This window comes from Deltaproteobacteria bacterium (assembly GCA_011375175.1).
Taxonomy (GTDB): Bacteria; Desulfobacterota; GWC2-55-46; order GWC2-55-46; family DRME01; genus DRME01.
Genome location: DRME01000069.1, coordinates 1 through 13,568 on the forward strand (window position 1 = coordinate 1; position 13,568 = coordinate 13,568).

Below are 13,568 nucleotides of genomic sequence, written 5' to 3' on the forward strand. Positions count from 1 at the left end.
AGGTTCCCTCAGACTCCCTCCAAAAACTTTTAATGCGAGTTGGTTTCCCCCTGTTTTGCCAAGCAAAACAGGGGGAAACCAACTCGTATTGAAAGTCTTTGAAGGGGGTCTGGGGGAAACTTTCTACAGAAAGTTTCCCCCAGGGCAATTAATCAGAGCTTCCTCAGAGTCTCTACCATTCGTTTCTGCCCGACAGGGGGCTTCCGCGGGGCACCCGCCTGCCGAGCAGTATCCTGAAGCGTTCGAGCTCGTCCTCGGCGGCCTCGTCGAGGAGGTTTTCCGCCTCGAAGGGGGTGAGTTCCCTGAACTCGCCGAAGAGCCCCGTCTCCTCGCCCTCGGCGTTCATCTCGCCGAAGTCCTCCATGAAGCGGCGCTGGAGCTTTTCGCGCCCGATGGAGTCGTCGCTCTCGGTCTCCACCCTCACCTCGTTCTCCTCGCCGGGCGCCTTGTTGCGCTGCTCGGCTATCTGTTCGCCGTGGCCGGTGTCGGGCTTTTCGAGGTTGTAGAGCTGCATGACGTTGAGGCAGACCTCGTAGTTGTGGCGTGCCTCTCCGTCGTCGGGGTCGAGCCTGAGGGCCTCCTTGAAGGCGACGAGCGCCCCGAAGTAGTCGCCGTCACGGAAGAGGGCGCAGCCGAGATCGTAGTAGGCGACGGCGAGGTGTTCGCTGCCCGAGAAGGTGACGGCCTGCTTAAAGCTCTTTACGGCGTCCTCGAAGAAGGCGTTGCGGAAGCGCGCCATGCCGGTGTAGATGTAGGGCAGGATGTTTCCGGGGTCGAGCGAGCCTGCGCGCAGGAAGCTCTGCTCGGCCTCCTCGTAGCGCCCCTCCCTGTATAAGCTCCTGCCTTCCTCCAGGGCCCTCTGGAAGTCGTCGCGGAGCCCCATGCCCAGGGCCGCGACGGCGGCGGCGATGAGCACCGCGGCCGTGCCCGGGGAGGAAGGCCCGCCGAAGAGCCTTCGGGCCTCGGGGTGGCGGACGAGCCCCTGGGGCCTGGGCCTGCTCCCGGGCATGAGGCCGGCCGCCGCGACGAGCGCGAGCGCTGCGAGGACGAGGGGCCCGAAGCGGTGCGAGTAGCGGACCTCCTCCCTCGGCTCGCCCTCGAGCTCGCCCAGCGCCATGAGCCGCTCGGCCAGGGCGTAAAGGTCGCCGTGATCGTCGGCGCCCACCTCGTAGCGGATCCCTCCGGTCATGCGCGAAAGCTCATCGAGGACGGGACGGTTGACACCCACCATGACGCGCCGGCCCGCCTCGTCGAGCTTGTAGCCCGTAACGCTGCCGGTGGCGGAGAGGACCGGTACGGGCGAGGCGCCCTCGCCCACGCCGACGGTGAAGACCCGCACGCGGCGGTTCATGGCCTCGCCCAGGACCCTGGAGCCGCGGATGCTCTCGTCGCCTCCGTCGGTGAAGATGACGATGTTCCTGGAGCGCGTCTCGTCGTCGAAGAGCTTCATCGACTCCTCCAGCGCCGCTTCCAGCGAGGTGGCCCCGCTCTTCATGACACCCTGGTCGAGGCGGCCCAGGAAGACCTTGAGCGCCGCCTCGTCCCGTGTGAGCGGCGAGACCCCGGCCGCCGTGTACGAGAAGATGACGAGCCCCACCCTCGCCCCCTCGAGGATATCGAGCAGATGGGAAGCGGCGTCGACGGCGAGTTCGAAGCGGCTGCGCCCTCCCGAAAGGGAGCTCATGGATCGTGACGCGTCTATGGCGATGACCACGTCCTCGGCCCGCTCGCCGGCAAGGGTCTTGCCCTCGCCCACCCTCGGTCCGGCGGCGGCCACGGCGAGCAGCACAAGCGCCGCCGCCACGGCGACGGCGGACTTGCCGGCGGCGACGACGGCCGGGCCGCGAAGCCACAGGCGCGAAAGGTCCGCCCGCCTCGCCCTCAGGGCGTAGAGGAAGAAGAAGAGGACGACCGGTGCGGCCGCCGCGGTGGAGAGGAGGTAGGGCCTGTCGAAATACATCTCCGTCACGGAAGCCTCCTGAACCTCGTCCCCCGCAGCACCGACTCGACGACGAGCAGGGCCATCGCCCCCATTACCGGCCAGTGGTAGACGTCCTCGTAGCCGTAGCTGCTCGAGCGCAGCCTCTCCTTTTCGAGGCGGTCGATCTCCTCGTAGACGAGGAGCAGCTCCCTGGGAGAGGGTATCTGGAAGTAGGCGCCGCCGGTGAGGCGGGCCATCTCGCGCAGATAGTCTATGTTGGTCTCGAAGTTGGTCTGCAGGTTTGCTATCTGCTGCTCCGCCGCGTCGCCCTCCTGGATGGTGTAGATCCGTATGCCGAGGGCGCGGGCCGCCGCTGCGGCCGTGAGGGGCTCTATCTCGCCGGAGTTGTTTATGCCGTCGGTCAGCAGTATTATGACGCGCGAGGCGGCCTCGCTGTCCCTGAGCAGGTTGGAGGCGGCCGCCACGGCCGGGCCGAGGGCGGTGCCCGAGGGCAGCGCGCCGAACTCGAGGTCCTCCACGAAGGTCGAGAGGTAGCGGTAGTCGTCCGTCACCGGGCAGGTCATGACGGCGTCGCCTGCGAAGGAGACGAGCCCTATGCGGTCGACGGTGCGGCCGGCGACGAACTCCCTCGCCATGCGCTTCACCTGGTCGAGCTTGGTCCGCCCGCCGTCGAGACTCTTCATTGACGCCGACGTGTCGATGACGAGCACCATGTCCACGCCCTCGACGGGCTCGCCCTCGAGGGGGGTGAGAAGCTGGGGCCTCGCCGCCGCCACTATGAGTAGCGCCGCCGACGCAAGCCACAGCCCCTCGACAAGGGGCCGCATCCGCGCCGTCAGTCCCCCCCTGTAGCCCCTCACGGCGTGGAGAAGGGGGAAGGGCACGGCGGCTTCGGCCTTGCGGCGGGAGAAGGCCCGCCAGCCGACAAGCGGTATGAGCAAGAGGAAAAGCAGGATAATCGGGTCGTCAAATCGCATAAAGGCTCTCGCCCTGCCCGCCGGCGGGCGGCGCAACGGTGGAAGGGACGGCGATACGGCCCTTACCAGTCCCTGCCGACGAGCTCTCTCGCTCTCTCTACAAAGACCCCCGGCTCGTCCCCGGCCGGCCTGTAGCCGCCGAAGACGACGAGGTCGGAGTCGAAACGGAACTCGGCCAGCCTCCTGCGGCCCTCTTCGTCGCCCCGCTCCAGCGAGGCGACGAGCCGGAGAAAGGCGCTCGTCGTCACCCCGGAGGGGGGCAGCTCCACGCCGGAAAGGACAAGGCCCTCTACGACGGAACAGACGGCGCGGTAGAAGGTCCTGGGGTCGCCTATGCCCGCCCCTTCGATCTCGTCGAGGGCGCGCAGGGCCGCCTCGCGGGGATCGACGGACGGCCCGGCCTCCACTTCCGTCTCCTCCCGTCCCCTTGTGAGCATGTATCCCGTGACGGCCGCACCGGCCAGCGCCGCCGCCGCTGCGGCGGCGTATGCCCAGGCCGGCCACGGCCGCGCAGCGGCCCGCTCCGGCTGCGGGTCGCGTATGTCCTCTATCTCGATGACCGTCTCCGGCACGGTCCGCCTGACGACGACCCTGATGGGCCTCGACCAGGCGACCTGCTCCGGTCCGCCGTCCTCGCTGTAGTAGACCGGCTGGGCCGGTATCGTGAGCTCGCCGGGCTCGTAGGAGACGAGCACGTAGTCGAGCCTGTAGTAGGTCCTGCCCCCTTCCTCGCGCTTGTCGACGCCGGCCATGCCGAGCATGTCAAGGGGCGTGAAGTCGGGCCTGTCAACGGGGAGGACGGCCGCGGTGTCGTCGTCGACGGTGACGTGGAGCGTATATATGAAGCGCTCCACCACGGCGGCGTCGGTCCTGTCCACCTCGGCGCGGACCTCCACGCCGGCCCGCGCGGCCCCGGCAGCGCCGAGCATAATGGCCGCCGCGGCCAGGGCCGCGGCCCTGCGCGCAAGGAGAGTGCCGCCCGAAACACCCACCGTCTACACCCTCTTGCCGAAGAACTCTCTCAGGGGTCTGAGCGAGGGCGTCGAGACGCACAGGTCTATCCACTCGACGCCGCAGTTGCGGAAGATCGCCTCCCGCCGCGCCTTGAGCCGCCTGAAGCACGAGGCCACGTGATCTCTGAAGCCCTCGTCCGAGGCGTCGAAGACGGCGGTCTCGCCCGTCTCCGTGTCGACGAACTTCACGAATCCCACATCCGGGATCTTCTCCTCCCTCTCGTCGCTCAGCACCACGGGCACCACGGTGCAGCGCGCCGCGAGGCTCCTGAGGGGGAGCGAGAAGTCGCCGGCGTCGAAGTCGGAGACGATGAAGACGAGCCCCCTCTTCCAGCCCACGCGCAAGACGGCGTCGATGCCCGCGCCCACGTCGCTTCCCCTGCCCATGGGCTCGGCCCCGAGCAGACGCGCCGTCATCTCGGTAAGCACCTTCCGCCCCCTGCGGGGCCTGACCATGAACTCGACCCTGTCGCTGAAGGCGATGAGTCCCACGGGGTTGTTCCACCGCAGCGCCGCAAGCCCCAGCAGCGCGGTGAGCACGGCCGCCTCCTCGCGCTTGGTGCTCTCGCCGGAGCCGTAGTCCATGGAGCCGCTCACGTCGACGAGGAATACGACGGGAAGGTCCTTCTCCTCTATGCAGACCCGCACGTACGGCGTGCCGAGCTTGGCCGTCGTCTTCCAGTCGATGGCGCGAACGTCGTCGCCGGGCACGTACTCGCGGATCTCGTGGAACTCCATGCCCGAGCCCTTGAAGACGCTGCCGTACTCGCCGACCATCAGGCTCCTGACGAGCCTCCGCACGCGAATCTCTATGAGCCTGGCCTCTTCGAGCGCCCTGGCCGGAAGGCCGGCGCACGCGCCCCTCTCGACGACCTCCGTCACGGGACCTCCACCCTGTCGATGATCTCGGAGATCACGTCCTCGGCCGTGACTCCCTCGGCCTCGCCCTTGTAGCTTAAGATGATCCTGTGGCGCAGCACGTCGGAGACCATCTCCTGCACGTCTTCGGGGAGCACGTAGCCGCGGCCGGCGAGGAAGGCGCGGCTGCGGGCCGCCTTGTTGAGGAATATGGTGGCCCGCGGAGAGGCGCCGTACTCGACGATATCCCCCATGCCGAACCTTCCGGGCTCGCGGGTAAGACGCACGATCTCCACTATGTAACTCTTTATCGAGTCCTCGATGCGGATCGAGTCGACCACCTTGCGGGCCTTGAGGATCTCCTCGGGCTTTATGACCCGCTCGACGACGATGCCGGGCGCCTCCTCGACCCTCTCGCCGTGCTCATGCAGCAGGAAGGGATTGTAGTCGCCCGACACGGACGACATGCGCTCCATGATGAGCTTCTCCTCGTCGGCCTCGGGATAGGTGATGTTGACCTTGAGCATGAAGCGGTCGAGCTGGGCCTCGGGCAGGGCGTAGGTCCCCTCGAGCTCGATGGGGTTCTGGGTGGCCAGGACGAGGAAGGGGTTGTCGAGCGCGAGCGTTTCGCCGCCGAGGGTGACCTGGCGCTCCTGCATGGCCTGGAGCAGCGCCGACTGCACCTTTGCGGGCGAACGGTTTATCTCGTCGGCGAGGACGATGTTGCCGAATATGGGACCTCTCTTGGCGACGAAGTCGCCCTTGGCGTGGTCGTATATGACCGTCCCTATGAGGTCGGAAGGAAGGAGGTCGGGCGTGAACTGGATGCGGCGGAACTCGAGGTCCATCACGTCGGCCAGGGTCTTGATGGTGAGCGTCTTGGCAAGGCCCGGCGCCCCTTCGAGCAGGACGTGCTCGTTCGAGAGGAGGGCGATGAGCAGCCGCTCTATCATGCGCCGCTGGCCGACCACCACCTTGGCCACCTCGCTTTCGATCTTCCTGAAGAAGACCGCTTCCTCCCTGACCTGCGCATTGATCGCGGCGTCGCTGTAAGCCATCGCCCGAAACCTCCTCTCCTTTCAGCGGCGAGGCCCGCTCATGAGAGCGCCGCCCCGCGCCGTATCAGATGCAGTCCTTGCACACAAGGTAGCTGCCGTTGTCGTAGAGCTTGGTCTCCGGCACCTCCTTGCCGCAGTCCTCGCACCTTCCCATCGGGATCCCCTCGTCATCGACCTCCGGCGCGGCCACGGGGATGATCCCCGCCAGCTTCTTGTACTCCTCCGAGTACTCGTCCTCCGTGATGGACTCGTACTGCAGGCGCGCCTCTTCGAGCATACGCAGCGTCTCTTCCCTCTCCTCCGGCGTCTCTTCCCAGTCGTCTTCCTCTTCCCCAGGCTCGTCCTCGCCGACGACCGTGTAGGCGAAGCGCCTGTCGGCCGCCGGGTCCTCGAGCTCTTCGTCCTCTTCGTCACCGCCGGCTTCGGTCTCGTCCGGCGCCGCGAGGTCCTCGTCCCCCCCGCCCGGGTCGGCGGCGGCCGACGCCGCCGCGCCGTCGCGGCCCCCGGCGGTTTGCCCCGCAGTCGTCTCTTCCTCCGTCACCTTTGTCTCGTCCCGTTCTTCCATGGCCTGCACCTCCGATCTTGCTTGCTTCAATGAAACTCCGATTAAGGGCTTACGGCTTACATGCCCATGCGCATCACCATGGGCTGACTCAGTATCCAGCCGTCGGCCAATGTAAGAAGAGCTATCAACATCGCCTGCGCGACGAAGGCGCGCCGGCCGCCGAGTGCGGCCGACGAGGCCGCCGCGGCCCTGAGAGATATCCAGAGTCCCGCAAAGAGTATGAGCGCCTGTATGTCCTGCACGGTCGCAAGCCCCAGCCCCCCTCCTGCGCCGTGCCCGGCCGGGGCGGAAGGGGCCGTTCCGAAGGGATCGGCCAGCACGGAGAGGGCGGCCGGGCCCTCCATGAGGATATGCATGGAATTATGTGCTATATGGCTGAAAAATGCAAGTGGAATCAAGGGGTATGCGAAGCCGCGGAAGACCTCTCCCAGCGCGGCGCCACGCCCCCCCGGTGCGCCGCCCGCGGCGACGGCGGCGACGCAGAAGAGGGCGTAGACAATCAGGACGGCCGCTATGGAAGCGGCGAGGCTCGCCGTGGCCACGGCCTCGGCGGAGAGCGACGCGGCGGCCGTGGCGAAGCCGAGCCAGTCAAACCAGAGATCGATCATGGTGAAACTGTGGAAGAAGACCACGCCGACGATGACCACGGCGAAGAGGGCCTCGTCGCCGCGGGTCCTGCGAAGCTCCGTGAGCTCGCGGTCGGGAGAGCGCAGCGAGAGGGCGATGTTGTCCTCCGGGCAGGTCTTCACGCACTCGGTGCAGAGTATGCAGTAGGTGTTGACGTCCATGCTCTCGGGGTACTCGAAGACGGGGCAGCCATAGCCACGGTCGTTGCCGTTTACGCAGTCCTTGTCCCCGCAGCGCCTGCACACCGCCCTGTCGCGGGCCCGGAGCTCGACGGCCGATGCCATGGCGTAGAGACCGAGCATGCCGCCCACGGGGCAGAGGTAGCGGCAGAAGCTCCTCCTCTCGTAGAAGAGCGCGACGGCGGCGGCGAGCAGGAAGGTCACGATGGCGAGGTTCGCCGTGCCGGCGGGGCGCGAGACGAGATGGAACCGGAACTCGGCCCACGTGATTACGATAAAGAGCGCAACGGCCGGATAGAGGTTTCGCAGGCCCACGGGCCACTTGAGCTCGAGCCCCAGTATCTTGTCCTTCTTCCTCCATAAGGCGAGCCTCTGGAGCCAGTCGCCCACGGCCGCCCACGGGCAGACCATGCACCAGGCCTTCCCGATGAAGACGGCCGCCACCATGAGCCCCGTCCACCACACGGTCCAGGTGAGGACCGTCGCCAGGTTGGAGCCCGCGCGCTGGGCGCCGAAGAGACCGGCGGCGACGGCGACGAAGAAGACCGCCACCACCGGGAGCTGGAGGACGAACTGGAGCGGTCTGCGCTTGAGGAGGGTCAGCAGCAGCCGGCTCTTGAGGAGGTCCACGCGCCTTGAGGGCCCCGCGCCGTCAAGGGCGACGGCCGTCACGGCGGCGAGCAGAAACGCCATGGCGAGCTGGATGTACAAGTTCGTATAGGGGAGGAAGTGGCCCTGAGAGGTCATGAGACGTCAGTCATCGAAGGCGATGACCTTCACGGCAGGCGGGGTGGTGACACAGGCCTTGACGCAGAGGCCGCAGCCCGTGCACCTCTCGGGCACCACCTCCGGCCTCGACATGGCGTCGAGCCTTATGGCCTCGCCGGGGAAGGGACAGGCCGCCGCACAGCTCTCGCACATCACGCCGCGCCAGGCAAGACAGCTCTTCTCGTCGATGACGGCCTCGCCCATGGCCACATCCGCCCTCTCCACGGGCACGAGCGCCCCGGGCTCGCAGACCTCGATGCACGGAAGGTCCTCGCACAGCCTGCAGGGCTCGGTGGCCGGGTCTATGTAAGGCGTGCGCACGGCCACGCCGTAGCTCATGGGCGCAAGCCTTATGGCGCCGTGGGGACAGGCCTCCTTGCAGAGATCGCACTTGGTGCACAGGGCGATGAACGAGACCTCGTCCACCGCCCCGGGCGGACGCAGAAGCCCCGTCTTCACACCGTCTATCTTCTTCTCCACGGCCTCGGCAAAGGGCTTCACTATGGAGAATATGCCCTTCCTGAAGAAATCCTTCCTGCTTATCTCTTCTTCCATGAACAAGCCCGGCGCCTTCCCCCGCAATCGGGAAACTTTGATTACCCTGGGGGAAACTTTCTGAAGAAAGTTTCCCCCAGACCCCCTTCAAAGACTTTTAATACGACTTGGTTTCTCCCTGTTTTGCCAGGCAAAACAGGGAGAAACCAAGTCGCGTTAAAAGTCTTTGGAGGGAGTCTGAGGGAACCGTGGGTTTGCGACCCGTGGGTCTATGACCCTTTACAAAAAGGTTCCCTCAGTGCAATAAATCAGAGCTTCCTTAATTCCCTGCGGGATGACCCGCAGGGCGTTAAAGGTCTTTGAAGGGGGCCCCATGCCCGCACCGGCTGCCTCGGGGGGGCTGTGCCGGGGGGTCGGGCCGCAAAGGCGTAAAAAAATCCCGCCTGGCGCGGCCCGACCCCCCGGCACAGCCGAAGATCCGAACAACATGCGATGGGGCCATGGAGGGACCTGTCTGCAAAGGGGTCACAGCCCCCGGCGCCCTCGGAAGGGAGCGCCGCCTCAGCCGGCCGGAACGGTTACAGCGTCGTCCCCTCCCTTGCGTCGTTTCAGCACCACCACGGCCACGACGGCCGCCGCCAGGAGCGCGGCCGCGCCGACGAGCACCAGCGGCGAGCCGGGCTCGCCGACCGTAAGGGGAAACTCGGCCGACAGCTCCCCGCCGCCGTCGCCGGCGGGGAAGCTCACCATGAGCCTGAAGTGGCCCTCGGCTCCGAACTTGGCGAAGGTGAGATAGCGGTTCTCGAAGGGCTCGTCGAAGGCCCTTTCGAGGACCTCGCCGCTGTCGGTGAGCGAGTCCCTGATGACCCTCACGGTGAGCGGCCCCTGGTAGGGCGAGCCGTCGGCCTTGTTCTTGATCGTGACGACGGCCTTGACCCACCACCGGCCGTCGCTTTCGCGGTACTGGAAGCTCGAGTAGCTTATGAGGTATCCGCCCTGCTCGGCCTGGTACTCCTCGGTCGGGTTCTGGGGATAGGCGCCGCCTTCGCCGCTTGCCGGGTTTATGAGCGTGTCGTGGGCCGCACGGGCCGGTGGCGCTGGCGCCATGGTCGCTGCGAGCAGCAGCGCGGCCGCAAGGACGGCGCCCGCGGCGCCTAAGTGGTATCTGCCTCTCATTTGCCGCCTCCCACGGTTCCGATCCTGTAGTTTATGGTCTTCGCCGGACATGCCGATATGCAGCTTCCGCAGTTGTCGCAGCCCGTGCCGATGCGGTCGCGGTGCGGCTCGAGCGCCATGGTGCACTCCTCGGTGCATATCTCGCACCCCGGCGGACAGCCTTCCGCCACGCGCCTCACCCTGAGAAGCCGCAGGGGACTGAGAAGCGAGAAGAAGGCGCCGGCCGGACAGAGGTACCTGCACCATCCCCGCCGCGACACGAGGTCCACGGCGATGAAGAAGACGATGAAGAAGACGAGGAAGCTGAAGCCGCCGAAGAAGATGAGGTGGAATATCTCGAAGCTCACGGGGCCGTAGGGGAGCAGGAAGAGCAGCGCCGTGCCGCCGAAGAGAGCCGCCGCAACGCCCCCGGCGAGCACGAAGTAGCGGTAGCCGCCGTGGATGCGGTAGTCGGGCAGCTCGAGACCTAAGGCCCTCGAAAGGTATCGGCGCAGGTCGTCGACGAGCTCGAGAAGGGTGCCCATGGGACATATCCAGCCGCAGAAGGCCCGTCCGAAGACGACGATGAAGAGCAGGGGCAGCGCCATGGCCGCAAGGAGCCGCCAGTGGAAGTCCAGGGACGCGAGCATGACCACCAAGCCGGCCAGCGGGTCGGTGAGGTCCACGCCGAGGATGGAGAGCGACCATACGCCGCCCTTGTAGCGGTCGAGAGTCGGCAGCGTCTCCACGGGGTTGAAGGGCGGGTCCACCACGCGGTGGAGCGCCGTGTAGAGCCATGCGAGCACGACCCCCGAGTCCTCGGTGGCCACCTCCGTGAAGTCGCGCTGACTCTTCATCGAGAGGATCACGCCGTAGTTGCTCACAAAGGCTACGGCCGCGACCGACAGGAATATGGCGAGCTGCACGCTCCTTCTGACCTTCTGAAGCATCTATGCGCCTTTCCGCCCCGTCACGTCTACTCTCCCCCGAACGCCGGCGTGTCGTACTGCTCGTAAATCTTCGCCCTCGCCTCCTCGGCGGCCGGTATGACGCGGATGGCCTGGGGCACCTGGACGCATATCTTCTCGCAGAGGCCGCAGCCCACGCACTTGTCGGTCACCACCGGCCGGGCCGGTATCTCCAGCCTCAGCGCCACGTCGGGGAGCGGACATGCCTCGTAACAGAAGCCGCAGACGCGGTTGTTGTAGGAGTAGCATATGGTCTTGTCCACCACGGCGCGGCCCATCCGCACGTGGTCGACGATCTCGTCGATATCGTCTTCGATGGGCTCGAGGGCTCCGGTGGGACATATGTGGGTGCACTTCATGCAGAGGATGCAGCCCTGCTCCCTGGGCTTTATGTAGGGTGTGGCGAGGTTTACGAGTCCGCCGTCGATGCCGGCGAACTTTATGCACTTGTTGGGACAGATCTCGCCGCAGAGGAAGCAGCGCAGACACCGCGCGGCAAAACGCTCTTCGTCGAGGGCGCCCGGCGGCCGCAGGTACGCCCTGGCCCGCGTCTTGAGCCTGCCCGCAAAACCGCCGAAGAATGCAAAGGCCCCCGCCACAAGGGAGCCCTTGAGAAAGATCCTTCTGCTCAGCCTCTCAAGCATGTGCCGTCTCAATCAAAGGTGAAGCCGCGAGGCGCGCAGCCTGCCGCCGCCCCCGGCTCGATGCAACGGATACGGGCGCGCCCCGCGGCGCGCGCCCCCTGACGCCCCGTATCGGCCGCCGCCGGGACGTTCAGAAGAGGGGGTGAAAGGTCCTGCCCGTGTCGTAGGGTATCTGGTCGCCCAGTATCTTCCACCCGCCGTCCTCGAAGACGAGGTAGTGGACCGAGAACTTCCACGAATCGATGACCACCAGGTCATCGCCCGTCTCGCGGCGCATGGGCTTTCTCGGCTTTCCCATGAGCACCCCCTCGCACTTCATCTTGGCGAACCGCCCGGAGCGCTCGATATGGTAGATGGGGTGCTGAAGCTCCAGGTCCGAGAAGTTCTCGAGTATCTGCTTCCACTGCCTGCGCACGTCGTCGCGGTTGCGCCCCGAGTTGAGATACCTCTCGGAGAAGAAGGCGACGATATCGTCGGCCCTGCCCTTCTTGGCCGCCCTGATAATGGAGTCGAAGACCCCTTTGATGGCGCGGAAGTCCCTGGAGTTGCGCTTTACTATCCTGAAGGCCTCGGGATCGGGAACTTCCACGGGCTCGGCCGCCTCGACGACGGCCCCGAAAAAGAAAAGGACTCCGACAAACGCCGCCTGTAAGGCCGCCGCCTGCAAGGCCGCCGCCTGCAAGGCTCTCCTGACTTTCACCTGCTCCCCCTCCCTCTCCCCCGCGCGATTAACAAGAGGGCCGCCGTCCCCGGCGGCCCCGCGGTCAAGGAAGCTCCGGTTTATGAAATTCTGATTAATTACTCTGGGGGAAACTTTCTGTAGAAAGTTTCCCCCAGACCCCCTTCAAAGACTTTCAATACGAGTTGGTTTCCCCCTGTTGTGCCAGGCAAAACAGGAGGAAACCAACTCGCGTTAAAAGTTTTTGGAGGGAGTCTGAAGGGACCTTTTCTACAAGAAGGTTCCCTCAGCGCAATAAATCAGAGTTTCCTTTATTATTCCAGCGGAGGAAGCTTCCCGCAGAAGGGCCACAGGCCAGCGTCTCCCCCGCACCCATTCTAAAGACTTCTTACTTCGACGGGAGTCCCTGGAGAGCGTAGGGCCATGGCCCTTCCCCAGGGGCGGTCAAAGAGAGTCTCCTTGGCGTCATGGTAACACTCCGGCCTCAGAAATTCAATATGTCTATGTTCGAGGGCTGCCATCCGTCGTCGGCGTCGAGGTCGTCGCCGCCGCCGCTCTCCGTCTCTCCGTGGATCTCGTCGAGGGGGTTGTCGAGGTCCGATCTGGCCCGACTCTTGACCTTGCCGACCTCGAAGGAGGTGTGCTGTCCGGTCTCGTCGGCGCCGGAGAGGTCGGGGGCCGGCCGGTTCTCCCTTATGGCCTTCTCGATGGTCTCCTTCTCTTCCTGCGAGACGATGGCTATGGCCTTCTGGGGCACGGGGCATATCTCGAGACAGAGGCCGCAGCCCACGCAGTTCTCGGGGTGGATGGTCGGCGTGTTGAGCGTCGGGGCCTTGGGGTCCCCGGTCGTCACGGCCTTGCCCTTGTAGGGGCATATCTCGTAGCAGGCCCAGCAGAGGCTGACCTTTGTCCAGGCGTAGCAGACGCGCTTGTCGAGGATGGCTACCCCCATGTTGAGCTCCTCGCCCATCTTCATGCGCTCGAAGAGGTAGTCCGTCTCCGTGGGGAGCTTGGCCAGCGCGTCGGTGGGGCATATGTCGTTGCAGAGCATCTTCTCGCGCGAGAGGCAGAGGTCGCAGCCCGCCGAGGCCGCGATGATGTAGGGCGTGTCCGCGGCGTATCTCGACTCGCGTCCCGCCACCTTGATGGCCTGGATGGGACAGGCCTCGACACAGAGGTAGCACTTGATGCACTTGGAGAGGAAGTCCTCTTCGCCGCGCGCTCCGGGCGGCCTGAGATAGAACTCCTCCTCGCCGCCCTTCATCTCTATGATCTTGCTCGACTGCTGGTAGAGCGGCCTGTAGGTATAGGGGGAGCCGAGGTTGAAGAATATGGCGAAGGCGTTCACTCCGCCCGCCACGACGGCTCCGCTCAGGAGCTTTTTGAGGAAATCCCTTCTGTTCATCTCACGACTCGCTGCCGCCGCCCCGACGCCGGGACGGCTCTGCGCCCTCCTTTGCGGCCGCGCCAGGCAAGGTCAGGCTCACCTCGCCGACGGCCCCTTCCCGCCGCGCCGTGCGGGTCTTCACTCCCTGCTCACCACCTTGAGGCCCCGCTTCCCGGCGCCTCCCTCCGGCACGCCCCGGCCGCCGCCGCGGCCGCCTCGCTTCCAGGGTAGCGCAGCGCTGTAGGAGAGGCTC

Annotated in this window: 12 protein-coding genes and 1 pseudogene; all 13 read right to left on the reverse strand. The window is 65.9% G+C overall.

The annotated features are described in order from the left end of the window. Positions 1–172: 172 nt before the first annotated feature. The 13 genes and pseudogenes from ENJ37_05945 to ENJ37_06005 all read right to left on the reverse strand — a co-directional run bounded on the left by ENJ37_05945 (position 173) and on the right by ENJ37_06005 (position 13,333). The gene (locus ENJ37_05945) at positions 173–1,969 is read right to left on the reverse strand and encodes a VWA domain-containing protein (protein HHL40028.1); all 1,797 of its coding nucleotides are present in this window, start codon (positions 1,967–1,969) and stop codon (positions 173–175) included. After that, positions 1,966–2,919 carry a VWA domain-containing protein gene (locus ENJ37_05950; protein HHL40029.1) on the reverse strand — a complete coding sequence of 318 codons (954 nt, stop codon included), beginning with the start codon at positions 2,917–2,919 and terminating at the stop codon, positions 1,966–1,968. The genes ENJ37_05945 and ENJ37_05950 overlap by 4 nt, the downstream gene beginning before the upstream one ends. Before the next feature lie 62 nt (positions 2,920–2,981). Then, positions 2,982–3,911, reverse strand: coding sequence for a hypothetical protein (locus ENJ37_05955; GenBank protein ID HHL40030.1), 930 nt, complete (start codon positions 3,909–3,911; stop codon positions 2,982–2,984). Positions 3,912–3,914: 3 nt separating this feature from the next. Then, positions 3,915–4,814, reverse strand: coding sequence for a DUF58 domain-containing protein (locus ENJ37_05960; GenBank protein ID HHL40031.1), 900 nt, complete (start codon positions 4,812–4,814; stop codon positions 3,915–3,917). Next, a complete protein-coding gene (locus ENJ37_05965) occupies positions 4,811–5,848 on the reverse strand; it encodes a MoxR family ATPase (GenBank protein HHL40032.1) in 1,038 nt (345 codons plus the stop codon). The genes ENJ37_05960 and ENJ37_05965 overlap by 4 nt, the downstream gene beginning before the upstream one ends. A gap of 64 nt (positions 5,849–5,912) precedes the next feature. Continuing rightward, the gene (locus ENJ37_05970; protein HHL40033.1) at positions 5,913–6,413 is read right to left on the reverse strand and encodes a hypothetical protein; all 501 of its coding nucleotides are present in this window, start codon (positions 6,411–6,413) and stop codon (positions 5,913–5,915) included. Between the two features lie 56 nt (positions 6,414–6,469). Beyond that, on the reverse strand, positions 6,470–7,966 hold the full coding sequence (locus ENJ37_05975; GenBank protein ID HHL40034.1) for a 4Fe-4S binding protein: 1,497 nt from the start codon (positions 7,964–7,966) through the stop codon (positions 6,470–6,472). 6 nt (positions 7,967–7,972) lie between these two features. After that, positions 7,973–8,542 (reverse strand): 4Fe-4S dicluster domain-containing protein, encoded by a 570-nt coding sequence (locus ENJ37_05980; protein ID HHL40035.1) that lies wholly within the window; start codon positions 8,540–8,542, stop codon positions 7,973–7,975. A 501-nt stretch (positions 8,543–9,043) separates the two neighbouring features. Further along, positions 9,044–9,658 carry a hypothetical protein gene (locus tag ENJ37_05985; protein ID HHL40036.1) on the reverse strand — a complete coding sequence of 205 codons (615 nt, stop codon included), beginning with the start codon at positions 9,656–9,658 and terminating at the stop codon, positions 9,044–9,046. Beyond that, positions 9,655–10,587 carry a 4Fe-4S binding protein gene (locus ENJ37_05990; GenBank protein HHL40037.1) on the reverse strand — a complete coding sequence of 311 codons (933 nt, stop codon included), beginning with the start codon at positions 10,585–10,587 and terminating at the stop codon, positions 9,655–9,657. The genes ENJ37_05985 and ENJ37_05990 overlap by 4 nt, the downstream gene beginning before the upstream one ends. Before the next feature lie 89 nt (positions 10,588–10,676). Next, positions 10,677–11,237, reverse strand: a pseudogene (locus ENJ37_05995) (4Fe-4S dicluster domain-containing protein). Positions 11,238–11,379: 142 nt separating this feature from the next. Then, positions 11,380–12,048, reverse strand: a complete 669-nt coding sequence (locus ENJ37_06000) for a hypothetical protein (GenBank protein ID HHL40038.1) — start codon at positions 12,046–12,048, stop codon at positions 11,380–11,382. Between the two features lie 364 nt (positions 12,049–12,412). Further along, positions 12,413–13,333, reverse strand: coding sequence for a 4Fe-4S dicluster domain-containing protein (locus tag ENJ37_06005; GenBank protein HHL40039.1), 921 nt, complete (start codon positions 13,331–13,333; stop codon positions 12,413–12,415). Positions 13,334–13,568: the final 235 nt, after the last annotated feature.

What these genes read in the sequence shown, in the direction of transcription:
- ENJ37_05965 (HHL40032.1), bottom strand. Translation starts at nt 5,848, where the DNA reads ATGGCTTACAGCGACGCCGCGATCAATGCGCAGGTCAGGGAGGAAGCG.
- ENJ37_05970 (HHL40033.1), bottom strand. Translation starts at nt 6,413, where the DNA reads ATGGAAGAACGGGACGAGACAAAGGTGACGGAGGAAGAGACGACTGCG.
- ENJ37_05975 (HHL40034.1), bottom strand. Translation starts at nt 7,966, where the DNA reads ATGACCTCTCAGGGCCACTTCCTCCCCTATACGAACTTGTACATCCAG.
- ENJ37_05950 (HHL40029.1), bottom strand. Translation starts at nt 2,919, where the DNA reads ATGCGATTTGACGACCCGATTATCCTGCTTTTCCTCTTGCTCATACCG.
- ENJ37_05980 (HHL40035.1), bottom strand. Translation starts at nt 8,542, where the DNA reads ATGGAAGAAGAGATAAGCAGGAAGGATTTCTTCAGGAAGGGCATATTC.
- ENJ37_06005 (HHL40039.1), bottom strand. Translation starts at nt 13,333, where the DNA reads ATGAACAGAAGGGATTTCCTCAAAAAGCTCCTGAGCGGAGCCGTCGTG.
- ENJ37_05985 (HHL40036.1), bottom strand. Translation starts at nt 9,658, where the DNA reads ATGAGAGGCAGATACCACTTAGGCGCCGCGGGCGCCGTCCTTGCGGCC.
- ENJ37_05990 (HHL40037.1), bottom strand. Translation starts at nt 10,587, where the DNA reads ATGCTTCAGAAGGTCAGAAGGAGCGTGCAGCTCGCCATATTCCTGTCG.